The sequence below is a fragment of the Thalassoglobus polymorphus genome, from assembly GCF_007744255.1.
Lineage (GTDB): Bacteria > Planctomycetota > Planctomycetia > Planctomycetales > Planctomycetaceae > Thalassoglobus > Thalassoglobus polymorphus.
In genome coordinates this window covers 2,504,361-2,525,033 of the sequence record NZ_CP036267.1, presented here as the reverse complement: position 1 = coordinate 2,525,033, position 20,673 = coordinate 2,504,361, and the positions used below count along the sequence as shown (strand labels likewise).

General features: G+C 50.5%; 13 protein-coding genes. 2 read left to right on the top strand and 11 right to left on the bottom strand.

The annotated features are described in order from the left end of the window. Positions 1–197: 197 nt before the first annotated feature. Positions 198–4,283: a hypothetical protein gene (locus Mal48_RS09115; RefSeq protein WP_145198194.1), complete on the bottom strand. Its 4,086-nt coding sequence runs from the start codon at positions 4,281–4,283 to the stop codon at positions 198–200. Positions 4,284–4,752: 469 nt separating this feature from the next. Between Mal48_RS09115 and Mal48_RS09110 the strand changes: the two genes are divergently transcribed. Next, entirely contained in the window at positions 4,753–6,195 is a 1,443-nt protein-coding gene (locus Mal48_RS09110) for an amidohydrolase (RefSeq protein WP_145198192.1), read from the top strand. Between the two features lie 393 nt (positions 6,196–6,588). Here the strand turns inward: Mal48_RS09110 and Mal48_RS09105 are convergent, their stop codons facing one another. The 7 genes from Mal48_RS09105 to ppnP all read right to left on the bottom strand — a co-directional run bounded on the left by Mal48_RS09105 (position 6,589) and on the right by ppnP (position 15,419). Next, positions 6,589–8,652: a sodium:solute symporter family transporter gene (locus Mal48_RS09105; protein ID WP_197442192.1), complete on the bottom strand. Its 2,064-nt coding sequence runs from the start codon at positions 8,650–8,652 to the stop codon at positions 6,589–6,591. Positions 8,653–8,785: 133 nt separating this feature from the next. Beyond that, positions 8,786–9,082, bottom strand: a complete 297-nt coding sequence (locus Mal48_RS09100) for a DUF997 family protein (RefSeq protein ID WP_145198188.1) — start codon at positions 9,080–9,082, stop codon at positions 8,786–8,788. Between the two features lie 234 nt (positions 9,083–9,316). Continuing rightward, entirely contained in the window at positions 9,317–9,844 is a 528-nt protein-coding gene (locus Mal48_RS09095) for a DinB family protein (RefSeq protein WP_145198186.1), read from the bottom strand. A 75-nt stretch (positions 9,845–9,919) separates the two neighbouring features. After that, positions 9,920–11,161 (bottom strand): VWA domain-containing protein, encoded by a 1,242-nt coding sequence (locus Mal48_RS09090; protein ID WP_145198184.1) that lies wholly within the window; start codon positions 11,159–11,161, stop codon positions 9,920–9,922. Then, positions 11,158–13,434 (bottom strand): DUF5682 family protein, encoded by a 2,277-nt coding sequence (locus tag Mal48_RS09085; RefSeq protein WP_145198182.1) that lies wholly within the window; start codon positions 13,432–13,434, stop codon positions 11,158–11,160. The genes Mal48_RS09090 and Mal48_RS09085 overlap by 4 nt, the downstream gene beginning before the upstream one ends. A gap of 235 nt (positions 13,435–13,669) precedes the next feature. Further along, a complete protein-coding gene (locus tag Mal48_RS09080; protein WP_145198180.1) occupies positions 13,670–14,776 on the bottom strand; it encodes an ATP-binding protein in 1,107 nt (368 codons plus the stop codon). A 325-nt stretch (positions 14,777–15,101) separates the two neighbouring features. Further along, on the bottom strand, positions 15,102–15,419 hold the full coding sequence (gene ppnP / locus Mal48_RS09075; protein WP_145198178.1) for a pyrimidine/purine nucleoside phosphorylase: 318 nt from the start codon (positions 15,417–15,419) through the stop codon (positions 15,102–15,104). Positions 15,420–15,666: 247 nt separating this feature from the next. On the opposite strand from ppnP, the gene Mal48_RS09070 reads away from it, so the two are divergent. Continuing rightward, positions 15,667–17,295 (top strand): sialidase family protein, encoded by a 1,629-nt coding sequence (locus Mal48_RS09070; RefSeq protein WP_231739967.1) that lies wholly within the window; start codon positions 15,667–15,669, stop codon positions 17,293–17,295. Positions 17,296–17,521: 226 nt separating this feature from the next. Here the strand turns inward: Mal48_RS09070 and Mal48_RS09065 are convergent, their stop codons facing one another. The 3 genes from Mal48_RS09065 to Mal48_RS09055 form a co-directional block, all read right to left on the bottom strand. Next, entirely contained in the window at positions 17,522–18,799 is a 1,278-nt protein-coding gene (locus tag Mal48_RS09065) for a tagaturonate epimerase family protein (protein WP_231739966.1), read from the bottom strand. Between the two features lie 99 nt (positions 18,800–18,898). Next, positions 18,899–20,335 carry a sulfatase family protein gene (locus tag Mal48_RS09060; RefSeq protein WP_145198176.1) on the bottom strand — a complete coding sequence of 479 codons (1,437 nt, stop codon included), beginning with the start codon at positions 20,333–20,335 and terminating at the stop codon, positions 18,899–18,901. 65 nt (positions 20,336–20,400) lie between these two features. After that, the gene (locus tag Mal48_RS09055; protein ID WP_145198174.1) at positions 20,401–20,673 is read right to left on the bottom strand and encodes a WXG100 family type VII secretion target; all 273 of its coding nucleotides are present in this window, start codon (positions 20,671–20,673) and stop codon (positions 20,401–20,403) included.

Genomic DNA, 20,673 nt, shown 5'->3' with positions numbered 1-20,673 from the left:
TTCTTCACGGGCACATGGTAGAACAAACTGCTCTAGTCTTGTTTGTGGGTCAGGTTTGTCGCAATCCTCAGTCTCTTTTCTCGTTACGTAGCGACGAGATGCAGCGACATTCGAGTAAAATTCCAACAAAGCCCGAATCTTTGCTCCGGGTCTTTGTACAGGGCCTTCGAATCCGTCACCGTCACTACGATTCAAACTCATTCTTCGTTTGGATTCTCTGTCTCATTTGCGCCAGGATCTTCTGATTTAAGTTCTGTGTCTTTCTTTCGGGTGCGGCTGCGATTCCGTTTACCGAGTCCCTCTTTCCAGTTCAAGACCTGTTTTTGAAAATCGGTTCGCGAAATCGGAACACTTGGAACATCCAGATCGGCTTCAGCAGCGGGTCGACCACCTTCATTAGGTTGCGAAGCCTCAGCCACTTCACGTTCCAACGCACGCAGCCAATCGGGGAGATCGACACCCGAGCCCCACGAATCATCGAGGTAATCGTCAACTTCTTCCGAGAGCATTTCGAACGACTCAGAGTTGATGTGTTGTGTCTTCGAATCCTGAACGGCTTTTTCGACAAGCGAGAGCATACGATTGACCGCCAATGGCTTCACGAATCGCTCACGGAGATGGTCAGTGATTGTGGGCATTCTCATCCCGTAGCGTTTCTGTAAGCGACGCAAATCTCGCAAATGCTGATCTGCTAAATCAGAAATTTGCATCTCAAACGTCGATTCCCAAATATCGGCTGCGTCGAGTAGGGAATTACGAACAAGAACTTCATGAACGAGAGTTAACGGCGTGAGGTTCCATGCGTCGCGATCGTAGCTGGCTTCGAGTCGGAGAAATTCAAACAGGCAGTAGATCATCTCTCCATAGTCGGACTGAGTGGTGGTCGTGTTATATTCCAGGAAGCGATCAAAACGATCCACAACAATCGAGTAGACTTGTTCGAGCGCCCACTCGGCATCGGATCGTTCGAGCTTGCCACTATCGAGGTCACTGAGCAATTTGATCGGGTAGATCGGATCTTGCTCTTCTTCAAGATAGTCGAGGAACCAATCGACGCCGTGGTGCAAGATGGATCGAACGTTGCCCAACGTCAGTTGGCTGGCGTGAAATAAATCGCCCCCGTAACTTTGAATGAATTGTGTGAGTTCCTCCCACTCGGAGTCCTTTCGCATCCCATCGACTGCGGAAATACGCATCGTCCGACTATGTTCCGACCAAAGCCATTGATAAGGATCAAGAACCTTGCTCAGAGCATCGATCAGATCTTCCGTATCAATCTCGGTTTTGGACCAACTGCGAACACTTTTCACAAGTGAATCAAGCGAACCCTTGAGTGCAATCGAGAACAGTCGATCAAACTCTGTAATTGCCTGTCCTTTCGGACGCCATTTGCGTTCCATCCGAAACGCAGTGTAGAGCAGATGCCAGGTCTCGCGCAGCATCCCCATTTGTGGAAGTTCACGGAGCAGGAATCGAATCACCGACTGCAGCGCCTGGGTGCGCAAGATCTGCCCCGGCTCTCCTCCATTCTCGAAGGGGACGTACAAGAGTGGATTGCGAGAAAGCCGCGACAAAAGTCCCGGAAGCAGTGCCCTGACACCTTCGATATCTCGCTGTACGACCGACCGATAGATTTTTGCCAATCGTCGATCTTGTTCGCTTCCACGCGGAATCGTGACGTCTTCAGGAATAATTCCGTTCAGAAGCCGCTCTGAGTTTTGCAGGCAGATGAGGGTACTGATGATTTGGTGCAGAAGATAAAACTTGACTTGCAACTGAACATCGTATTCCACATTTCCATCGTGGTCACCAAATGGTTCGGAGAGTTCACGATCCCAAACATTCTCCATCAGTTCTGCTAAATCGATCTGCCAGCGTTGAGCCTGACGATGCCACCCGACGACAGCGTCTACCATTTGCGCATCGAGAACCTGTTCACCTTGGTTCTGAAACATTTCTCCGGCGAACGAAGCTGCTGCCATTTGCCAAAGCTGACCAACAGCGTTCAAAAATTTGAGCCGTGGCTCAAGCTCACGGTTGAGAGATTCGAATTCACCGTTCTGGAATCCGGTGTTTCCTTCAACGGTGTCCCCCCAATTTCCATCCTCGGCACTATCGCGAAAAACCATTTCGTCGTACGCGGCACTGAAAATGTCGTCTTCGCCTTCTTCCTCTTCGAGGTCGTTCTCTTCGTCGAACTCGCCACCGAAAAGAAGATCCGTTGGAGGAAGGCTATCGCTTTCATCAAATCCATTCCCGAGAACCGGCACGGCCCACCAGTCTTCGGCATTCGCTTCGAGGAATGCAAACATTCGCCGAATGGCTGTCGCTTCCTCTTCGAATGTATTCTCTTCGAGACGTTTGCTTGTAGCGAGTTTCATCCAGCGGATCAGTAACGAGAAGACTGAATGCTGCGGGCATTCAAACCCGACCTCATCCAATTGACTCAACCATTGCATCAGCAAGCCCATCGAGGCAACTTTATCTTCTTTGCTGAGCAGTGCATCGACAACGAGGGCATATGATTGCGCAGACTGAAATTTCTCGACGCGTTCTCGCCAAAATGAGATATCGCCGGAAGCTTCGCCCGCATTTCGCCACTCACTCATAATTTCCGAGACATGCGTCGCAGACTCCCAACTCTCGTGCCCATCCACATCCGGAAGATCTTCGATGACATCACTTCCAAACCGGTCCCACCAATCCGCGAAACCCTGATAGATGACGCTCACTTCTTCGCGAAGCTGATCGAGCCCTTTCGCCCCGGTCTCACTTAATGTTCTCGAAAAAGCATTGAATGACGATTCCATTAAGCCGAGTAACGTCTCGATGCGAGTATCAGGAATAGCATCTTCACGAGCTGAGAACAGGGGATACTGGCCCTGAAAACCAAGAATGTTCCACGGGTCCACCAAAGCTCCGCATTCAATCCCGCGAGTGACAAGCCGGGGAAGTTCTCGAAGAAGTGCGACTGCCGACTCAACCTCATTGTCGTCCAGCGATTGGTGAATTGAAGCAACCGAACATTCGATTTCAGATTCGATACGTATCGAACAGGCTGGAATGGCATTGGCCTGCGTCCGGCTGGCCTCTGCATAGCCCATCGCAGCGTAGAGGTGAGCCAGTTCTCGGTGCTGCACCTGTCGCGCTCCGTACCCGGCGAGTTGCATATTCAGGAATTGTCGAATGTGGCCAAATGGCTGTTGCGTTTTTTGAGCCTCGTCGTGCAATCGTTTCGCTCTCGTTCCGGTCGCACTCGACATAATCCGCGCATAGAATTCATCTCGGCGACGAGCCACCACCGGAAGCAACGTCGTTAATGAAATCGTTGAGTCATGCGTCCCCGGTCCTGCACCACTGATCGAAGAGGCCATGATCATCGTGCCGCACAAAGCGGCAGCGGCATCGAACAACCGCTCTTTTCTGGCAGTCTTGCTATGCTTCCCGTTGACCCATTCCAGCAGTGAATCGAGAACAATCTGCCGAATGACAAACCGGCGATAGTTCCCTTTGGAATCGATCCGATGTGGATCCCATTCCCCAAACATATAGTTTGTGCGTTTGAAAGCTGGATTCACGTGATCATAGGCCCGCAAATCACACGAAAGCTCTTCGAGTTGATCAAGGGAGAAATACGCTTCTTCCAAAAGATCCTGTGGAGCTCCCTTCAGAAATTCAATGGAATGAGAGATCAGCTCTTCATACCGCCCATGGGCGACACCTGCATCAGGATAATATAACGGCAAAGGACGATGACGTTCGTGTGCGTAGATCTCCATCTTGCGACCGTTTTCCAGCACAGCAATCGGACGATAGCCGACAAAGTCATTCAGCGTCGCCAAAGCGAACTCAACAATCCGATCCGTCTCGGTCCAAGGACCGCCCTGAGCCAGAACCGCTTCAAAGATTTTGCCGAGAAAGAAAGGATTCTCTAACTCTTCGGTATCAACGTGAAAAAGCAAATCGCGGTGATACTCTAAGTAGGCCGGGAAAACAGAATCCACACCAATGGTGATGACGCTCTCAGCCTGAGTTGTATCGGAAAAGGCGCTTTCAACTTCTGGAATATCTTTCAGGTTGCTGAGCAGGACATCCTTCAATTGTTCAACGTAGCTCGCCTGCTCCGAAAGCTGACTCCAAATCGAGTTCAAACTTTTGAGGAAAGAGGGGTCAGAAGTTCCACTACTAAAATTGAGATACCCCAACGCTTCTCGCATCCCGTCCGAAGAGAGATCGAGAGATTGGACTTTTTTCGTGGACTTGTTTTTCTTCCGTTCTGCCATGGGGTATTCCTCAATCAGCGAAGGATCGAGGTCGCTTTATCTTCGCAGGGAGTTCAGGGAATCGAACAACCTGTCTTATTTGTTGATGATAATATCCGCAGTAAAGATGGTGATCTTAAACAAAATCGAGACAGCAAGACAGGGGCAGGATCACTCCCCATGAAAGCTGTCTCGTTCTGCACGATGACCTAGAAAAAAGAGGCTCCTGCAAGACGTACAACTCGTCTATTCTGACGGAGAATCATGCTGCGTGTAAGTGCCAACCCTGTATGAACCGCTATGAATTTCACTTTATCAGCACTTTCATGAAGATCGTTGCGTATTCTGACGGAGAAACTGTATTCTCTTTCAGATTCGGCTCGTAGATTAGCAGTTCCGCTTAATCGGTCGAGCGTCTCCAGTCTCCATCAGCAACCTCTGAATTGAGAAGTTGCTGAGACTGATCATAGACACAAATGCAGGATTCAAAATGCTCTCTCTTCGTTGCGCTGCCATCTTGACGTTCTTTTCATTATTGGCACAACCAATTCTCGCTCAGAATAAAAAGGAAGTTCTCTCGTCGGTCAAGGCACTAGAACCGACCGCATGGGAGAATGCTCAGCAAATCTGGGAGTGGGCGGAACCTGGCTACAAGGAAGAGAAATCGTCGAAGCTACTCGCTGACTGGCTCGAAGATGCAGGGTTCAAAGTTCAGCACGGAGTTGGAAAAATCCCCACAGCTTTCACCGCGACGATCGGTGAAGGAAAACCTGTCATTGCTATTCTCGGTGAATATGATGCTCTTCCGGGACTGGCTCAGAATGCTGTCCCATATCAGGAGCAACCCAAGGGAAAATACTACGGTCATGGATGCGGGCATCACCTGTTCGGTGTCGCCTCTGCATCTGCTGCGATCTCTTTGGCGAAACAAATTCAGGCAGGGCACATCAAAGGAACTCTCCGCTATTATGGATGCCCGGCGGAAGAAGGTGGAAGCGCGAAAGTGTTTCTCGTCCGAGCTGGGCTGTTCGATGATGTCGACCTTGCTTTGCATTGGCACCCAAGTAGCCGAAACGCAGCTGGCGATCGATCATCACTTGCACGAATCGCCGTCAAATTCCGGTTCCACGGAACGAGTTCTCATGCAGCCGCTGCTCCTGAACAAGGCCGCTCGGCGCTCGATGCCGTTGAACTCACAAACTTCGGCACGCAGCTGCTCCGAGAACATGTTCCTGACAAAACTCGCATCCACTATGTCATCAGCTCTGGTGGAGACGCCCCAAACATTGTGCCGAACTTCGCGGAAGTCTATTACTACGTCCGTCACCCGAGTTCAGATGTTGTCCGGAACATCTACGAACGTGTCGTGAAGTGTGCCGAAGCAGGAGCACTGGCCACGGAAACACGCCTCGAAATTCGCAACGAAGGTGGCATTGTCGAGATCATGCCGAACAACGCTCTTTCCGAAGTGACGCGAAGAAACCTCAAGGAATTGAATGACTTGAAGTACACCGATGAGGACATCAAGTTCGCACTCAAGCTTCAGGAGACCATGCCTGCCCCGCGATCGCTGGATTCAATACAAATCGTAGTCAATACACGCGGAGAAACAGGGCAAGGGTCGACAGATGTGGGCGACGTTTCCTGGGTTGTTCCGACAACCGGATTCAACGCAGCCTGTTGGGTCCCGGGGACTCCCGGTCACTCCTGGCAAGCTGTCGCCTGCGGCAATACTCCAATCGCCAAATACGGAATGACGCTCGCCGCCCGAACACTGGCAGCGACGGCTTACGACCTCTTTCACTCTCCTGACATCGTCCAGCAAGCCAATGATGAATTGCAAAGACGCCTCGGTGAACGAAAATACAAACCTCTCGTCGCCCCCGATCAACTTCCTCCGTTCAACTACCGAGACCGCACCAGCTCACCTTAACCAGTCCGTCAACCTCCGGAACCGTCTCTTTTCTCAACGTTTGAGAGTACAATTTCACGTCACAGGATCTGTTCTCGTAAATTCTCTTTGGCTGTGCAGATCGTACGAGCCGCTACTGGACAGTTGCCAGCCAAGCGGAACGACCGGTCAAGAGCATCTTTCGAATTGGTTTGCAGGTTCTGCCTCGTGGCGAACAGCATTTTACTAGAGAATTGCGTTCTTCACGGGCACACGGTAAAGCAAACTGCTCTAGTAGAACGTTGTCTGAAAGTAATCGAGTGGAACAACGGATTTCCTCAACCTGATTCGACAGGTTGAGGAACAATCCGCAAGCAGGTCAGGGGGCTTACAGCCTGACGGTTGTGAGGCGTTATCACTGACCTGATAAGAGGCCTATTCTTTCTCGAAGTATTTTTTCACGAGGTGCTCAGCCGGTTTCGGAGTGATCGGAGTAATCACAAGCACTGCAATGAGAGACGCCGCCAGTGCAACGACCACAGGAGAAAACCCAAAGAGGTTGACTGGATCGGTAAACTCACCACCTCGCCACCAGCTGAGAACGTGCATAAACAGATGTGTCCCGAAACCAACCAACATACTTCCCAGGCAACCAGCAGTATTTGATCGCTTCCAGAATAATAGCGCGACGACCGGGAACAGGAAGCAGGCCGCCAACCCTGAACCGACGTAGACGATGATGTCCTGCAAATATGCAGGAGGGTTGATGGCACAGACAAGGGCAATCGTTCCGATGACGAGTGTCGTGAGATAACAAAGACGCTTGATCGTCGTCTCGCTCGCATTGGGGCTGATATTCCGTTGATAAACATCTCGAACAAGCGCGGAAGAAATCACGAGTAAGAAACTATCGACAGTTGACATCACAGCAGCGAACGGGGCTGCAACAAGAAGACCTGCTAACCATCCATAACCTGCGTTCTCTGTAAGAGTGACCGCCATCGCAGGCATAATTCGGTCTGCTTCATTCTCCATACCGGGTAGAAGAATTCGTGAATAGCAGAAGATGACGACTAACGGAAAATAGATGAGCCCGTAATAAATCGTCACGGTAATAATCGCTCGACGAAGCGTTTTCGAATCTTTGAATGCCATCAACCGAACCATGTATTGCGGCTGACCAGTTCCTGAAATCGCCCACATGAAGAAGAAGGAGATCGCCATACCAAGCGGGAGGAATCCCGCAGCAGCTGCGACTTCTGCATCGGTGGGACCATCGTCCTGATCAGGCTTTGGTGGCATTGGAGCAGGTCCGGAAACATAGTGACCAGTCCGCTCGGCTCCATACTCAAAGTCTTGAAACTCTCCAAACGTACAAAGGATGTCGATCCCAGACTCAGTTGCTCCCAGAACGAAATTTCCCTCGACAGCTGCTTGTCGGATATTCGACTCTGCTGGACCAATTTGATGCCATGCGCTCTCTGGTAATTCAGAGAAAAATTTGTCCCATAGCCTTTCGACTTCTTCTGGGGTCCGAATTTCCACGACGGGAATGTCGTCAATCACCTTCTCCCCAGCTGGAATTGCGATCGACCCGCTAAGCCGGTAAATCTGCCGAATGTCGTCTGAATTCGTTTGTGCGATCCAGATGTTTGTGAGTGCTCTCGGTGAATCAGTGGAGTCAGCCAGTTCCATTGAAGCAGTTCCGATCCGTGGCGGAATCATCCTCGCCATCTGTTCGGTTCCCGACCTGAGTCCACCAACTTGCGAGAGTGTTAACGGCAGCATGATGGCAACACCAGCGATCATCACGACCCCTTGCATCACGTCCGTCCAAACAACTGCATGGAATCCGCCGTACGTGGTATAGACGATGACGAGAACACCGAAAAGAACCAGGCAAGTAAAGTATCCGGGATCGACTTCTGAGAAGAAATCCATTCCGCTGACCGAACTCCCCACGAAGCCGCTCAAGCCTTTAAAAGCGTCGACATCCTGAATCAGTGTTTGCAGAATCACACTCCCAGCTTTGAACTGTGCAATGAGATTGAAAGAGAGAAAAAAGACAATCAAGAGCGTTGCAACCAAACCGAAACTGCGGCTGTCGAAACGATCTCGTAGAACATCCGGAATCGTAATCGCTCCGCTTTTCCGCGCGACCTGATTCACACGTTTTCCCAGCAGTCCCATTGTACACAATGGATAGACCATATAACTGGCGATCCAGAGTGCCAGAATCCAACCATGAGTGTAGATTTTAGCGGGAAACCCGGTGAAGCTTCCTCCCGATGCGCTCGTTGCAGCGAATGTTAAAGCGAATGCCCAAACTCCCAATCCGCGACTACCCAGAAAGTATTCACTCAGAAAGCTTCGCCCTTTGAGAAGATTATTTGCAAAGCCGGCGATGACAAAGACAAGAAGCGTGTAAACCACAAACGTCCAGATCGCAGCATCAGAGGCATTGACGGCGAGGATCTGAAAATTGGAAATCGAAGACATTGAGTATTTCCCGAAAGGCAGGGCGGGGTGGAGGGAAGAATGAAATTTTGAATAAGACTCACGGAATCGTTGTTGTTCGCAGAAATTCCAATCGTCCATTCAGATTTTGTCAGGGTGAATCAGATGACGTGAATTATTCATCGAGCGGAAGTTCGTCGTCAGCTTGACCGAGATCATCATCTTTGATGAAGAAGAGACAGATCAAAATCGACAACAGACCAGAGACACACCAGGGGAATGCAACGCCCCAGAAGATCCAGGAAGGGATCCCCATCGTGAGCGTCAACTCCCAATTCTCGCTAGTCGTCTGGTATCCGGTGAAGTAGCAGTAGGGTACAGTCCAGGCAAAGCTGAGCGCCCAAACAATCAGAATGAGATAGGCTTCATTTTTTGAATGGACGTAGACAGGATCGGCGTTCGAAGAACTCATCGCAGGTAATTTCCATCAGTCGGCATTGATTAGATTTTCATGTGGTATCCGACTGACTCATTTGAATCAACCGTGATTCAAAAAAACGATGAAGATCGGGAACCGGCGACAGGCCCATCCCCCCTTAAAATAAGAGATTCCCGAAAGTTCCGAACTCTCGGGAATCTGTATTCAGCAATATTTTATCCTGACAACCTGACAGTACGTGCCAGTCGGCAGATGTGTCTATTCCCGCTATGCAGGTCCCATCCCTTGCATACGACGCCATGCACTCAATTGTCCGAGATGAACCATGACATGCCCACCGACATAGAACGCATGCATCGAACCTATCGTTGGGAAGAGTTCCTTGAGGCGACCTTCAGCAGGGTTGTCTTGAAGAAAAATTTCATCTTCGGCGGCTCGCAGTTTCTCTAAAGCTGCTCCGTAGCCCTTGAAGAAATACTCTTTGATTTCCTCCATCGGAGGATAAAGCGTTCCGTCGACGTCATCCTGGCAAGTGACCTTGTCGCTGAAGAGCGACTCATAGTTCTCTGGTGTGATGGCATCGGCCGGGTCCTGTCCAAGTTCCGTGAGAACTCGAATCGGGTACAAACTGAGATGCCCCAGAATAAACGCCGGATGATTAGAGTTGACAGTCTCTCCACCGACAGTAGCAAAGCGACCGAACGATTCAGCCGGGATGTCTTTCAAAAGTCTTTCGGCATATCCCAAACAGAGTTGAAGCGAATCAGCGATACAATTTCCAGTCGAACGAGCCATTGAATGATTCCTTAGTGTAAAAGGGATGAGTAACAACCAAAAACGACGAGCATTATGTTCCACAGTCCAGCACGTCTACGACATGCTTGACGACTCGTCGTGGTGAAAAGCTTCTTCATGTCCGCGAACCACGATATTGTTCATGGCTGCCCAGGAATTCAAATCCTGTTTTTGAATTGCACTTGCCATCAGATCTGGAAAGAGATCTGGAGTACACGCAAACGCTGGGACACCGAGTTCTGCGAAGTTCGCAGCTAACTGATCGTTATACATTGGAGCCCCATCATCGCTAAGAGACAACAGACATACAACAGTCACGCCTGAAGCGACTAGCCGTGCAATTCGTCCAAGTAGCCCGTAAACATCGCCTCCTTCATAGAGATCTGTGATGATGACCATAATCGTCTGGTCGGGGCGTTCAACGAGTTGCTGACAATATCCGACCGCCCGATTGATATCCGTTCCGCCTCCGAGTTGAGCGCCGAACAGAACATCGACGGGATCTTGGAGCAACTCCGTCAAATCAGCAATTTCGGTATCAAAGACAACAAGCTTCGTGCTGACTGCTCTCATTGAAGCCAGAACAGCAGCAAAGATACTGGAGTAGACCACTGAAGTCGCCATTGATCCACTCTGATCGACACAAAGAATGATGTCTCTCAGAGAAGACTGCTTCCGACCATACCCAACCAACCGCTCTGGGATGATCGTTTTTTGTTCGGGAAGATAGTTTCGTAAGTTCTTTCGAATGGTGCGGTCCCAGTCGATTTCACTTGAACGCGGACGTTGCGAGCGAGTCACTTTACTCAACGCTCCACGCACCGCTTCGAGCAAAGGATTCCGGAGCTTGCGTTCAATTTCATCAACGACTTTTCGAACCACTTTGCGGGCGGTCTCTTTTGTTTTCTGTGGAATAATTCCCTTCAGGGAAACCAGCGTCCCCACGAGATGAACATCCGCTTCGATATGTTCCAGAGTTTCCGGCTCCAGCAGCATCTTGTGAAGCTTCAACCGTTCGAGTGCGTCTTTTTGCATCATACGAACGTTTGAGGAACTGAAGTACGTGCGAATATCTCCCAACCAACGATTGACTTTAGGTGATGTTTTCCCCAGTCCTGATTTGCGATCAGAGTCGTACAACGCCTGCAAGACTTTGTCCATTTGCAGTTCGTCACCTTCTAACTGAACATCCAGCCCTTCTATCCCTCCCGGCAGACCATGTCCGGAATCAGGCTCAGGCTCTGAATCTGCCCCAAGCACTAAACGCCAGCGTTTGAGCCGTTCGTGTTCCTCCGAGGAGCGTTGTGGCTGACTCATTTCAAATCCCCTCCCATGATCTCAGTGAGAACTGGAAGAACTTTGGCAGCTCGTTCATGGTTGATCTCGTCTCCATTTTCGCTCTCGGTAGAGTCGACAATCGTCGATCTCCGATCAGTGAGAAATTTCACTTTCTCACCCATTTGACGCCGTTCAGCGGTATTGAAATCGCTAAACGCCCGACGTAACACTGGAAGCATTTCCACAAAGGTTTCGACTTTAAGCCGGCGGAGCCATTCGTCGAAAATTTCCCAAAGTGTCTCCTGATGCACTAGAAGTAGCCCGCTTCCCTTGAGAAGTCCGGTCAACCAGGTTGCCGCCACTGAGGTCTCTGTCACTGGCGAAAGTTCGAGTCTTGTCAGACGGTCAAATTCTTCCTTTTCGATTTCGTCTTTCTCTAAAAGGAGTCGACACGCCCAGCCGCGCAGCAATCCATTCACCTTGCTGGTAAGCAATTTTCGCAACCGAACATTCCACTCTGACTGCAAAGTTTCGTCACCAAGCAAATCAATCGCTTGTTGAGCCTTTGACAGGCCTTCGAGCATTGTCTCTGCTGCCGAATCGTCAAGGGCCAAGCAGGCCGAAATCAGTCCAACGAGAATTCGATCAAACATTCCATCAAGAATGGGCAGCACATTCGCAGCTTCTGTTTTGCGAACGTCGCTGTAACGAGCAATCCTGGCAAGTGGAAGTACAGCCTCCATGAGATGGCGAACATCTGCCGAAACCGACGCCTGAACACGGATAATTTCGAGAAGCTCAGGAATCGCCGATTGCAAGTCAGCCAGTATGGCAGAATGAAGAAGCTCAGTCAGTTCCTGGATGCTCTGGGCATCTCGTCCTCGCTGAACCGTACGGTGGGTCGCAGCCAATTCAACCGTATTCCCCCAGACATTTGCTTCGATGATGGCGACAGCAAATTCAGGCTGCCATTCGAGTTGCCAGATTTCATGGAACGTCGAATCACCGCCACCCGATTCTTCCCAGACTCCCCACGAGACCTCTAACATATTGAGCCGATGGAGCAGGTGGCTTCTCTCTCGACCGATCTCCTTTCGTAGATCGAGATCCAGAAGTTTCTTCTCCGTCGAAGGTTTCATCCTCAGCGACTTTTGCAGTTTCGCAAGGTTCTCTGCGAGTGGAACAGAAGGTGTTTCATCGGGAACCGATCCGAGCTTGTCGCCGATTTCCAATCGTTTACGGATCAGCCTGAGCGGGCTGTCGTCACCTTGGCAGAAAACAGTCAGGATCGATTCATTCAATTCCCTTAAACCGGGCGATCTTAAGTCGCGAAGGGCAGCAAGAGTTTCGGCAAGCCGCGATGCTTCAATTACGCTTGCAGAAGAGGCGTCGAGATCCTTTTCACGCAACAGGCGGGCAGCATTTGTCAGCCAACGCAGAGGAGCATCTTGTGGAGACTCCCAAATGTGTGAGTACCATCCGGGCGAATCGACTCCGGCTCCGTAGCCGCTACGGTAGCTCAATCGAGAATGTGTCCACGGAATCCAGGTGGCGGTCGTCTTCAGCTTCGGCAACCCTTTCAGCCGGGCTGTATCATCTTTGATTTTGCAACCATCGATTTTCCCGTTGAGAGCTTCTTCTGTAAGCACCGGTGAATGCCAGGCACCGCAAACAATCGCAACATGCCCAACTGTTTCTTTACGGATTTTTCGAATTGTCTTGCGCATGAACGCTTCACGAAGCAAGTCACTTTCGCGAGTTTCCGGGTACTCCTCGCGTATCGTTTGCATGGCTTCGAGAATCGCCTCGAAGAGGCCGGTTGCATCTTCGCGACGTTCAATTTGCTCTTCCCACCAAAGTTCATGATCCGCGTAGCCAGCTGCCTCAGCAAGCAGCGCGATTGGATCAGCCCGGAACTCAGAGGCTTTCTTCTCCGCCAGATCGGGGGATTCAGGGGCTCTCTTTTCATCCTGTTTTTCAAGCTGTTTATCGAGTGCCAGGCGATGCGACATCGGCAAGTCCATCAACCGAACCGGAACTTTGTTCTCCCCAGCCCACTTCAAAACCTGCCATTCCGGCGAGAAATCGGTCAACGGGAAACTGACCGACCGTCGAGGTTCATCTTTCGGATAGATCAACATCGAAACGGGAGGGATCATCTCATCATGATTGACCAGCGGCAGCGCGATTTCCGCATCGGCCGGACCTTCAAGAGCCACCACATCTGGTTTCAATTCATCAAGCGCAGCCCGAACACTCCGGGCGCATCCCGGCCCATGATGTCGAATTCCAAAAACCGTGCTCTGACTCACGATGTCCGCTTTCAATAATCAATTGGGAACGATGTCGATCAGTTCACAAAAGGAACTCTACCAAAACCTCTGTCATCGATCTGTATCACCGAGGTTTCAGGATCTCATTCCAAACTTTGTTCGAGCTGGAGCAAATCCAAAATAGATTTTTTTGTACTGCCTCGTGGCGAACATCCATCTCGCTGGCGGAAAGCACTCTTTACGGAAACTAATCACGAGAGTGTTCTAAAATGTGTTACCCCGAGAAGTCACGACTGGCTCGGTACAGGTCTTTCCAGTCGTCACGTTCTTTAACGACTGTTTGCAGATACTCTTGCCAAACGAGTTGATCTTGAACCGGGTCTTTGACAATCGCTCCGGTGAGTCCCGAAATCATGTCACCCGCCTTCAGTTCTCCGTCACCATAATATGCCGACATCGCCATTCCGTTGGAGACCACTGAGATCGCTTCAGCTGTGGAAAGGGTCGCGCTGGGGCTTTTCAGTTTCGTCTTCCCATCTTCCGTCACTCCATTCCGCAGCTCGCGGAAGATTGTCACAACTCGTCGAATCTCTTCCAGCGCAGGCTTCTCAGCTGGAAGTTCCAACGCTCGTCCAAGTTGGTCGGCTCGACTTTGAACAATTTGGATCTCGTCATCAAACGAGTCGGGAACTGGTAGAACCACGGTGTTAAATCGACGCATCAAGGCACTCGATAGTTCGTTGACCCCTTTGTCTCGGTTGTTCGCCGTCGCGATGACATTGAAACCTTTGACCGCTTGAATTTCACTGTTGAGTTCAGGAACCGGTAATGACTTTTCCGAGAGAATCGTAATGAGTGCATCTTGTACTTCGCTTGGAATGCGAGTCATTTCTTCGATGCGGGCAATGCGGCCGGTTCGCATGGCGTCAATCATCGGACTTTCGACCAGGGCTGCTGGCGATGGCCCTTCCGCAAGCAGGCGCGCGTAATTCCAACCGTACCGTAACGCCGATTCATCCGTCCCGGCTGTCCCCTGAACCAGTAGCGTCGATGTCCCACAAATCGCAGCGGCGAGGTGTTCGCTCACCCAACTTTTTGCTGTCCCCGGAATTCCATACAACAACAGTGCACGGTCAGTCGCTAAAGTCGCAATTGCGATTTCAATCAACCGTTCTTTGCCGATGTATTTCGCTGTGATCTCTGTACCGTCGTCCAGAGTCCCTCCCAACAGATACAACTTCACAGCCCAGGGTGAGAGTTTCCAGTTCGGCGGCTTCTGACGTTCATCGACTTGCGATAATGCTTCAAGCTCGTGTGCAAACTGCTGCTCGGCATGCAGACGAAGATGATTTTCCGTAGAGGCTGATTTCGAAAGAGTCATTTTCTATGGATCATTGAGTGTGAATAGATCGTTTAGTTGAGATCGTTTAGTTGAGATCGTTTAGTTGAGACCGTTGGGTTGAGACGGTGCAAAAGTGTTACGAGAGCGGCGACAAACTTCTACTCACTCAAGAATTCGTCCTGAAAAACGTGCTTGCAAGAGGAGTCTGCCTACTTGAACTTCACGATTGAGGTAACCCTTAGCAGATTTCCACTGAATTCCACTGAAAACGATCAACAAAACAGAAAGGGCTCACTCGAATCGAAAATTTCTCTCACGCAGACTTGTCTTCGAACCAACAACAGCGAACTCAGTGATCCACCCTTCAAGCATCTAGGTATGAGCAAACATAGTCAGTCACTTCGTGGACAGTCACTTTGAATTTCGATTTCCCCGGAACATTGAATTCTTGTCCACCTTCGAAACTCAAACTGTCCGATTCCCCTGGAAGCACGACATCAAGCTTTCCAGAAAGGATTTCCATTCGCTCAGGTTTCTCTGTGCCAAATTGGTAGACACCCGGCAGCATGATCCCCAGTGACTTCGTACTGCCATCAGCGAATTTGACGGTGCGACTGGACACGTTGCCATCAAAGTAGATGTTGGCAGCCTTCATGACATTGACAGATTCAAATTCACTCATTGTTCAGCTTGATTTTCACGAGAAATGTATTGATGAGACATGCTGCAATCTAAGATACGAAATTTACCATGCTGTTCACCCTAGCGAAAGCGAGCGAGTTGCATGATTCACCGAACTCAGACATGATGATGTACTGATTTGAAAACCTCTCTGACGAAAGTTTTTCTCAGCCCTCAAGTGGCCAAATCCAGAGATCCAGATTCATTCAAACCTGACGCATCAATATTCCTGCAAGGATTGACTAACAATGAAGCATTTTGTCTTCGCAACTCTCGTATGCTCGCTAATTGCAACGTCGGTACAGGGAGAAGTTTTCCTCGTTAAAAAGGGAGAACCCCAAAACGCCTGGGCACAATCCAAAGAATGGAAAACCAAAGATGGAGCGATCGAAGGACACGGCTTGAACTCGCTTCTTCTTTCTGAAAGAAGTCTTAAGCTGGGACCATTTCAGGTTGATGCTCGACTTCGACTCATCGGCCAGGAAAAATCGGCTGCGACATTTCAACTTGGAAACAGCCACTTCGGCTTTGAGGGTGCGGCTGAAGAGGTGTTCGTCAATGGTCCTATCTTTGGAGACCTGAAGTTCATTGGGAACCCCGATGATTATTTTGAGTCCGAAGACTGGTTCGACTTCCAGGTGATCAGTGACGGTAAAGCAATTCGCTTCCTGTTAAATGGAAAAGAAGCAGTCTCGGTCGAAGATCCCGGAACTGGATTTGATACGATTGCGTTCCGTCCGTGGCGCAGCACGATGCAAATTGCCGACTGGAAGATCACAGGCAATCTTGGAGAAGTCGAAGAGAAGGCGCCGCGTGGGTATACGATTCCGACCCTCGATCTGGCGGATCAAAAAGATCGCCAAGTGATCGTCGACATCGAGAAGGGCCAATATCTGGGACATCCTACGACGGTTTTATTGGAAGATGGAAAAACGATTCTGTGCGTCTATCCCAAAGGTCACGGACGTGGACCGATCCTCTACAAGCGCAGCCTCGATGGTGGACTAACTTGGAGCGACCGTCTTCCGACTCCGGAGAACTGGGCAACCAGCAAGGAAACACCAACGCTTCACCCTGTTGTCGATGCCCAAGGGAACAAAAGACTGATCATGTGGTCAGGATTGTATCCTGCCCGGTTAGCTGTCAGTGAAGACGACGGCAAAAATTGGTCTCCGCTCAAAATCGCAGGAGACTGGGGCGGAATCGTAGTGATGGGAACTGTCATGGAGCTAAAAACTCCCGGCCAGTACATCGCATTCTTTCATGACGATGGAAGATTCATGCAACCAGAACCGAAACAAACCAAGCCAGCGACTTTCACACTCTATAAAACGTTCTCCAATGATGGCGGGCTGACATGGTCATTTCCAGAAGCAATCTTTGCCCGCTCGGATGTTCATCTTTGCGAACCGGGTGGAGTCCGCTCCCCCGATGGAAAACAAATCGCAGTCTTGCTTCGAGAAAATCGACGACTTCGAAATTCCTATGTCATCTTCAGCAATGACGAAGGCAAAACATGGACCGATCCGAAAGAACTTCCCGCCTCTCTGACAGGAGACCGACACACCGCGAAGTATACTCCCGATGGTCGGTTATTCATTTCCTTCCGCGACCGAACCCTTGAAAGCCCGACTCCCGGTGACTGGGTTGCCTGGGTTGGGAAGTACGAGGACATCGCAGAAGGGCGAGAAGGACAATACCGCGTGCGCTTGATGGACAACAAAAAAGGTGCCGATTGCGCTTACCCCGGTGTCGAAGTCCTTCCCGATGGAACAATCGTCACCACGACCTATGGCCACTGGACTGAAGGTGAACAACCTTACATTGTCAGCGTCCGACTCAAACTGGAAGAACTTGATCAGATGGCAGAAAAGTAATAGCTGCCCCGTTAATTTAATCACGGTGCCAATACTTGTCGTGCCCATGAAGGTCTCTTTCATGGCTTCGAGAACTGCTCACCACGAGGCAAATCGTAAAGAGCAATCTTGAATTCACTATCGAACTGATTGTGAAACCTGAATTCGCTTTCTCAATCAATGAGAAATCTCGCCGGACACTTTCTCGTGCCCGGTGAGAGAAATACTGTCAGCAAACCCGCTTCCGTTACATTCCGGAAGCGAGTGCTTCAAGATGTCGACTGAAGTGATCCGCCAAGACTTCGGTATAGGTGTCGGGGTGAGATTCGAGAACGGAACGGACAGCAGGGCCAAGTTCAGGGTCGGTCAATGTTGAACCGAACGTGCAGTGTAAGATTTGCCGACCGGGCTCAGTGAAGCCGACACCTTGAGGCACATCCGCCCAGCACTCAAGATAGACCTGTTCCAGTTTCTTGGCATCCAGACCGTCGCCAGTCGGCACAGCCTCATTGGTTGCGGAGACATGATAAGTCGCCTTGTCGACATCATAGTGGTCGCGACCAAACTGGACGATTCGACGGAACAACGCTTCGTCGTGTCGGGCAACAACTCTCAATGCTTCGAGATAGCTGGTCCCAGCCGTTTTGACGTGGAAACGACCTTTCGTGGCTCGTGCCAATGCTGCATACATCGAAATTTTGTCCGAACCTGAATGCAGGCTCAGCTTGTAAGGCCCGAGCAATTCAGAGATCGCCGCGTGATTGTTCAGCGATGCTTCCAAAGCGTCGACGTCTCCTTTGTAATCAACGCCTTTCTCAAGTTCACCGATAAAGCGAGGTGCCAGGCTCACCAGCTTCATCCCACCCTGAAGACATTGATCAGCGATAATATAGTGCTCGGCGAGTGTAGTCGGCTGATCAGTCTCGTCGACCGAAAGTTCGATTTCGTAATCGTCTCCTTTCGCGTTGTGCACTGACTTAATGTAGTCTCCCAGCGAAAGCGCTCGTTGGATCGCCGAGCCATACTTGACTGCCGCACGCATGCAGGCTTCTTCGCTCAGGTCAATTTTGGCGCCTGACGGAAGGTCGACACTCTTACCAAGATAGCTGTCGTACCAAGGTGCCGTTTCACGAGCATTGGCAAACTTCTCGCGCAACGTTCCTTCGTCATAGTCGTCCGCCTTCTGATCGACATCATCAGAAGGGTCGATGGTAAAGAATGTAAATCCGACGGCAGCGGTGACGTCAACATCTTCTGGCGTTTTCAAGTGATCAGCATCTGCTCCAGTCCGACCTTCCCACCCGGCAGCCTTGGCTCCGTTGAGAGCATCGTCCATCACTTCTTGAGCGGTCCGCTGCGTCCGCGTCATTTCGCGAATCGACTGCTGAGGAAAGATCGGTTCGATGCCATTCCCGGACCGTTTCATCGCTTCAACATGTCCTGGTGTTGCCAGTCCAATTCGATCACCAAAGCCAAAACTTGGTGCCAGTCCTAAAGTCGTACATTTTTGCGGTTCGCTCATCATCTCTCTTTCTTATTGAATTGTTCGCTTAATTAATAATGCAGGAGGCTCTCTCAAAATCAGCCTTATGGCCTCGTCAAAGAGGAGCAATCAGATTGCCTGTTACTTCTTCGTCGAATTCGTTGAAGGTCCATAAAGATGCTCACCTCGCCGGGCAGCTTCGATCGCCTCAAAGGTGTCCTGCGGGATTCCGGGGTCACCCTGTTGTTCCAGCCACCGAGTGAGCTCATTGAACAGGCGCTTCTTCTGATTCGCATACTCCGGTGAATTTGCCAGATTGTTCATCTCATAGGGATCGGCAGCGGTTTCATAGAGTTCCTCAGACGGTCGCATCATGTAACGTTTCACCAAACCGTAAGTTCGCGGAGAGGTCGACGAATCCCAAACCCACGATTGCCAATAAGGATTGTTGAGTGCTCCTTTCCCGTTGATGCCCATTAAATGTTTCTCGATATACATTTCCCCCGGCGTGAGATTCTGGATGTATCGAAACGTCCCGTCGGTGATTGTTCGAATGGGGTAAGCTGGACCTTCAGGGATATTGTTATGAACACCGTACGCAAACTGACGATGCTCGTCGGCCGTCCCTTTCAAGACTTTGACAAAACTGGTTCCGTCAAATTCGGCTTCCGCAGGCTTTCCGCCCGCGAGTTCTACCAACGTGGGAGCGATATCGGCGTATTGAACAATGGCATCAGTTCGTTTCCCAGCTGGAACCATTCCCGGCCAGCGAGCCACCAGTGCAGTATGCAAACCTGTATCCCAGTTTGTCCATTTACAACCGGGGAACTGTGCACCTTGTTCCGAAGTGAACAGAACCAAAGTGTTGTCTGCTTTGCCTGTCCGCTCCAGAGCCGACAGCAAGTCCCCAACTTGTCCGTCCATGTACGTTACCTCTGCCAGATAACGCCCGAAATCTTTCCGTGTCCGAGGAGTATCGGCAATGTTGGGCGGAAGTTTAATTTTCTTGGGTGGATACTGCGAAGCATCTCCCATGACCCACGGAACGTGCGGTTCAACGAGTGCAACCACAAGACAAAATGGTTCTGCCGAGTCTCGCGTCATGAACTTTGCAACCTCTCCCAGATCGTGATCCAGAGTTGGATTGCGAACACAGTTTTTGTCGAAACCGGCGACATTCTCAAACGGAAACGCTTGCGATGGTTTGACATGAACCTTCCCAGCGATCCCGACACGATAGCCCAAAGGCGTCAGATACTGTGGCAGACTCTTTGTTTCGGAACGACTCGCGGAATGGTTCCAGGCGCAGCCATTTCGCATTGGATACTGACCACTATAAAGCTCGGCGCGGCACGGCTGGCACATCGCCTCACTGAGGTACGCTCGATTGAAAGTCAGTGACTGCGCAGCGAGTCGGTCGATGTTCGGGGTTAATGCATTTTCGCCGCCATACAACGGCAGGTCGTTGTATGTGCAGTCATCAGCCATGATGATCAAGACATTCGGCTTCTCCTGAGCTTGCGAGCGATTCGAACAAACCAGAAAAAGCAGGCTGCAAAGAATCAACAGGAGACGCATCGATCGGATTCCTGAAATCGAGTTCGGAGTGAAACGGAAGCTTGAGGCTGGATTGCTTTGACCTGTTATCGTTGGCTGAGATATTCTTCGAGCCGTTCTGCTTTGCGAAGCAGGTACGGAATATGTTGGTTGTTCGCCTCGACAAATTGCCCTAACAGGCGAAGGTGTTCCTTAAACTCTTCGGAGAATTTCGTATTCTCCTGATCCCTCCAGGTGGTGCTGAGAGCATCTAGCTGCCCCGCAAGCAGATTCGCTTGATCAGAGATGGTATTGTTAAACTGCTTGAGCTTTAATGCGAAGGCACGTAACTCTTCAGGGTTTGCAATTGCCTGGGCCAT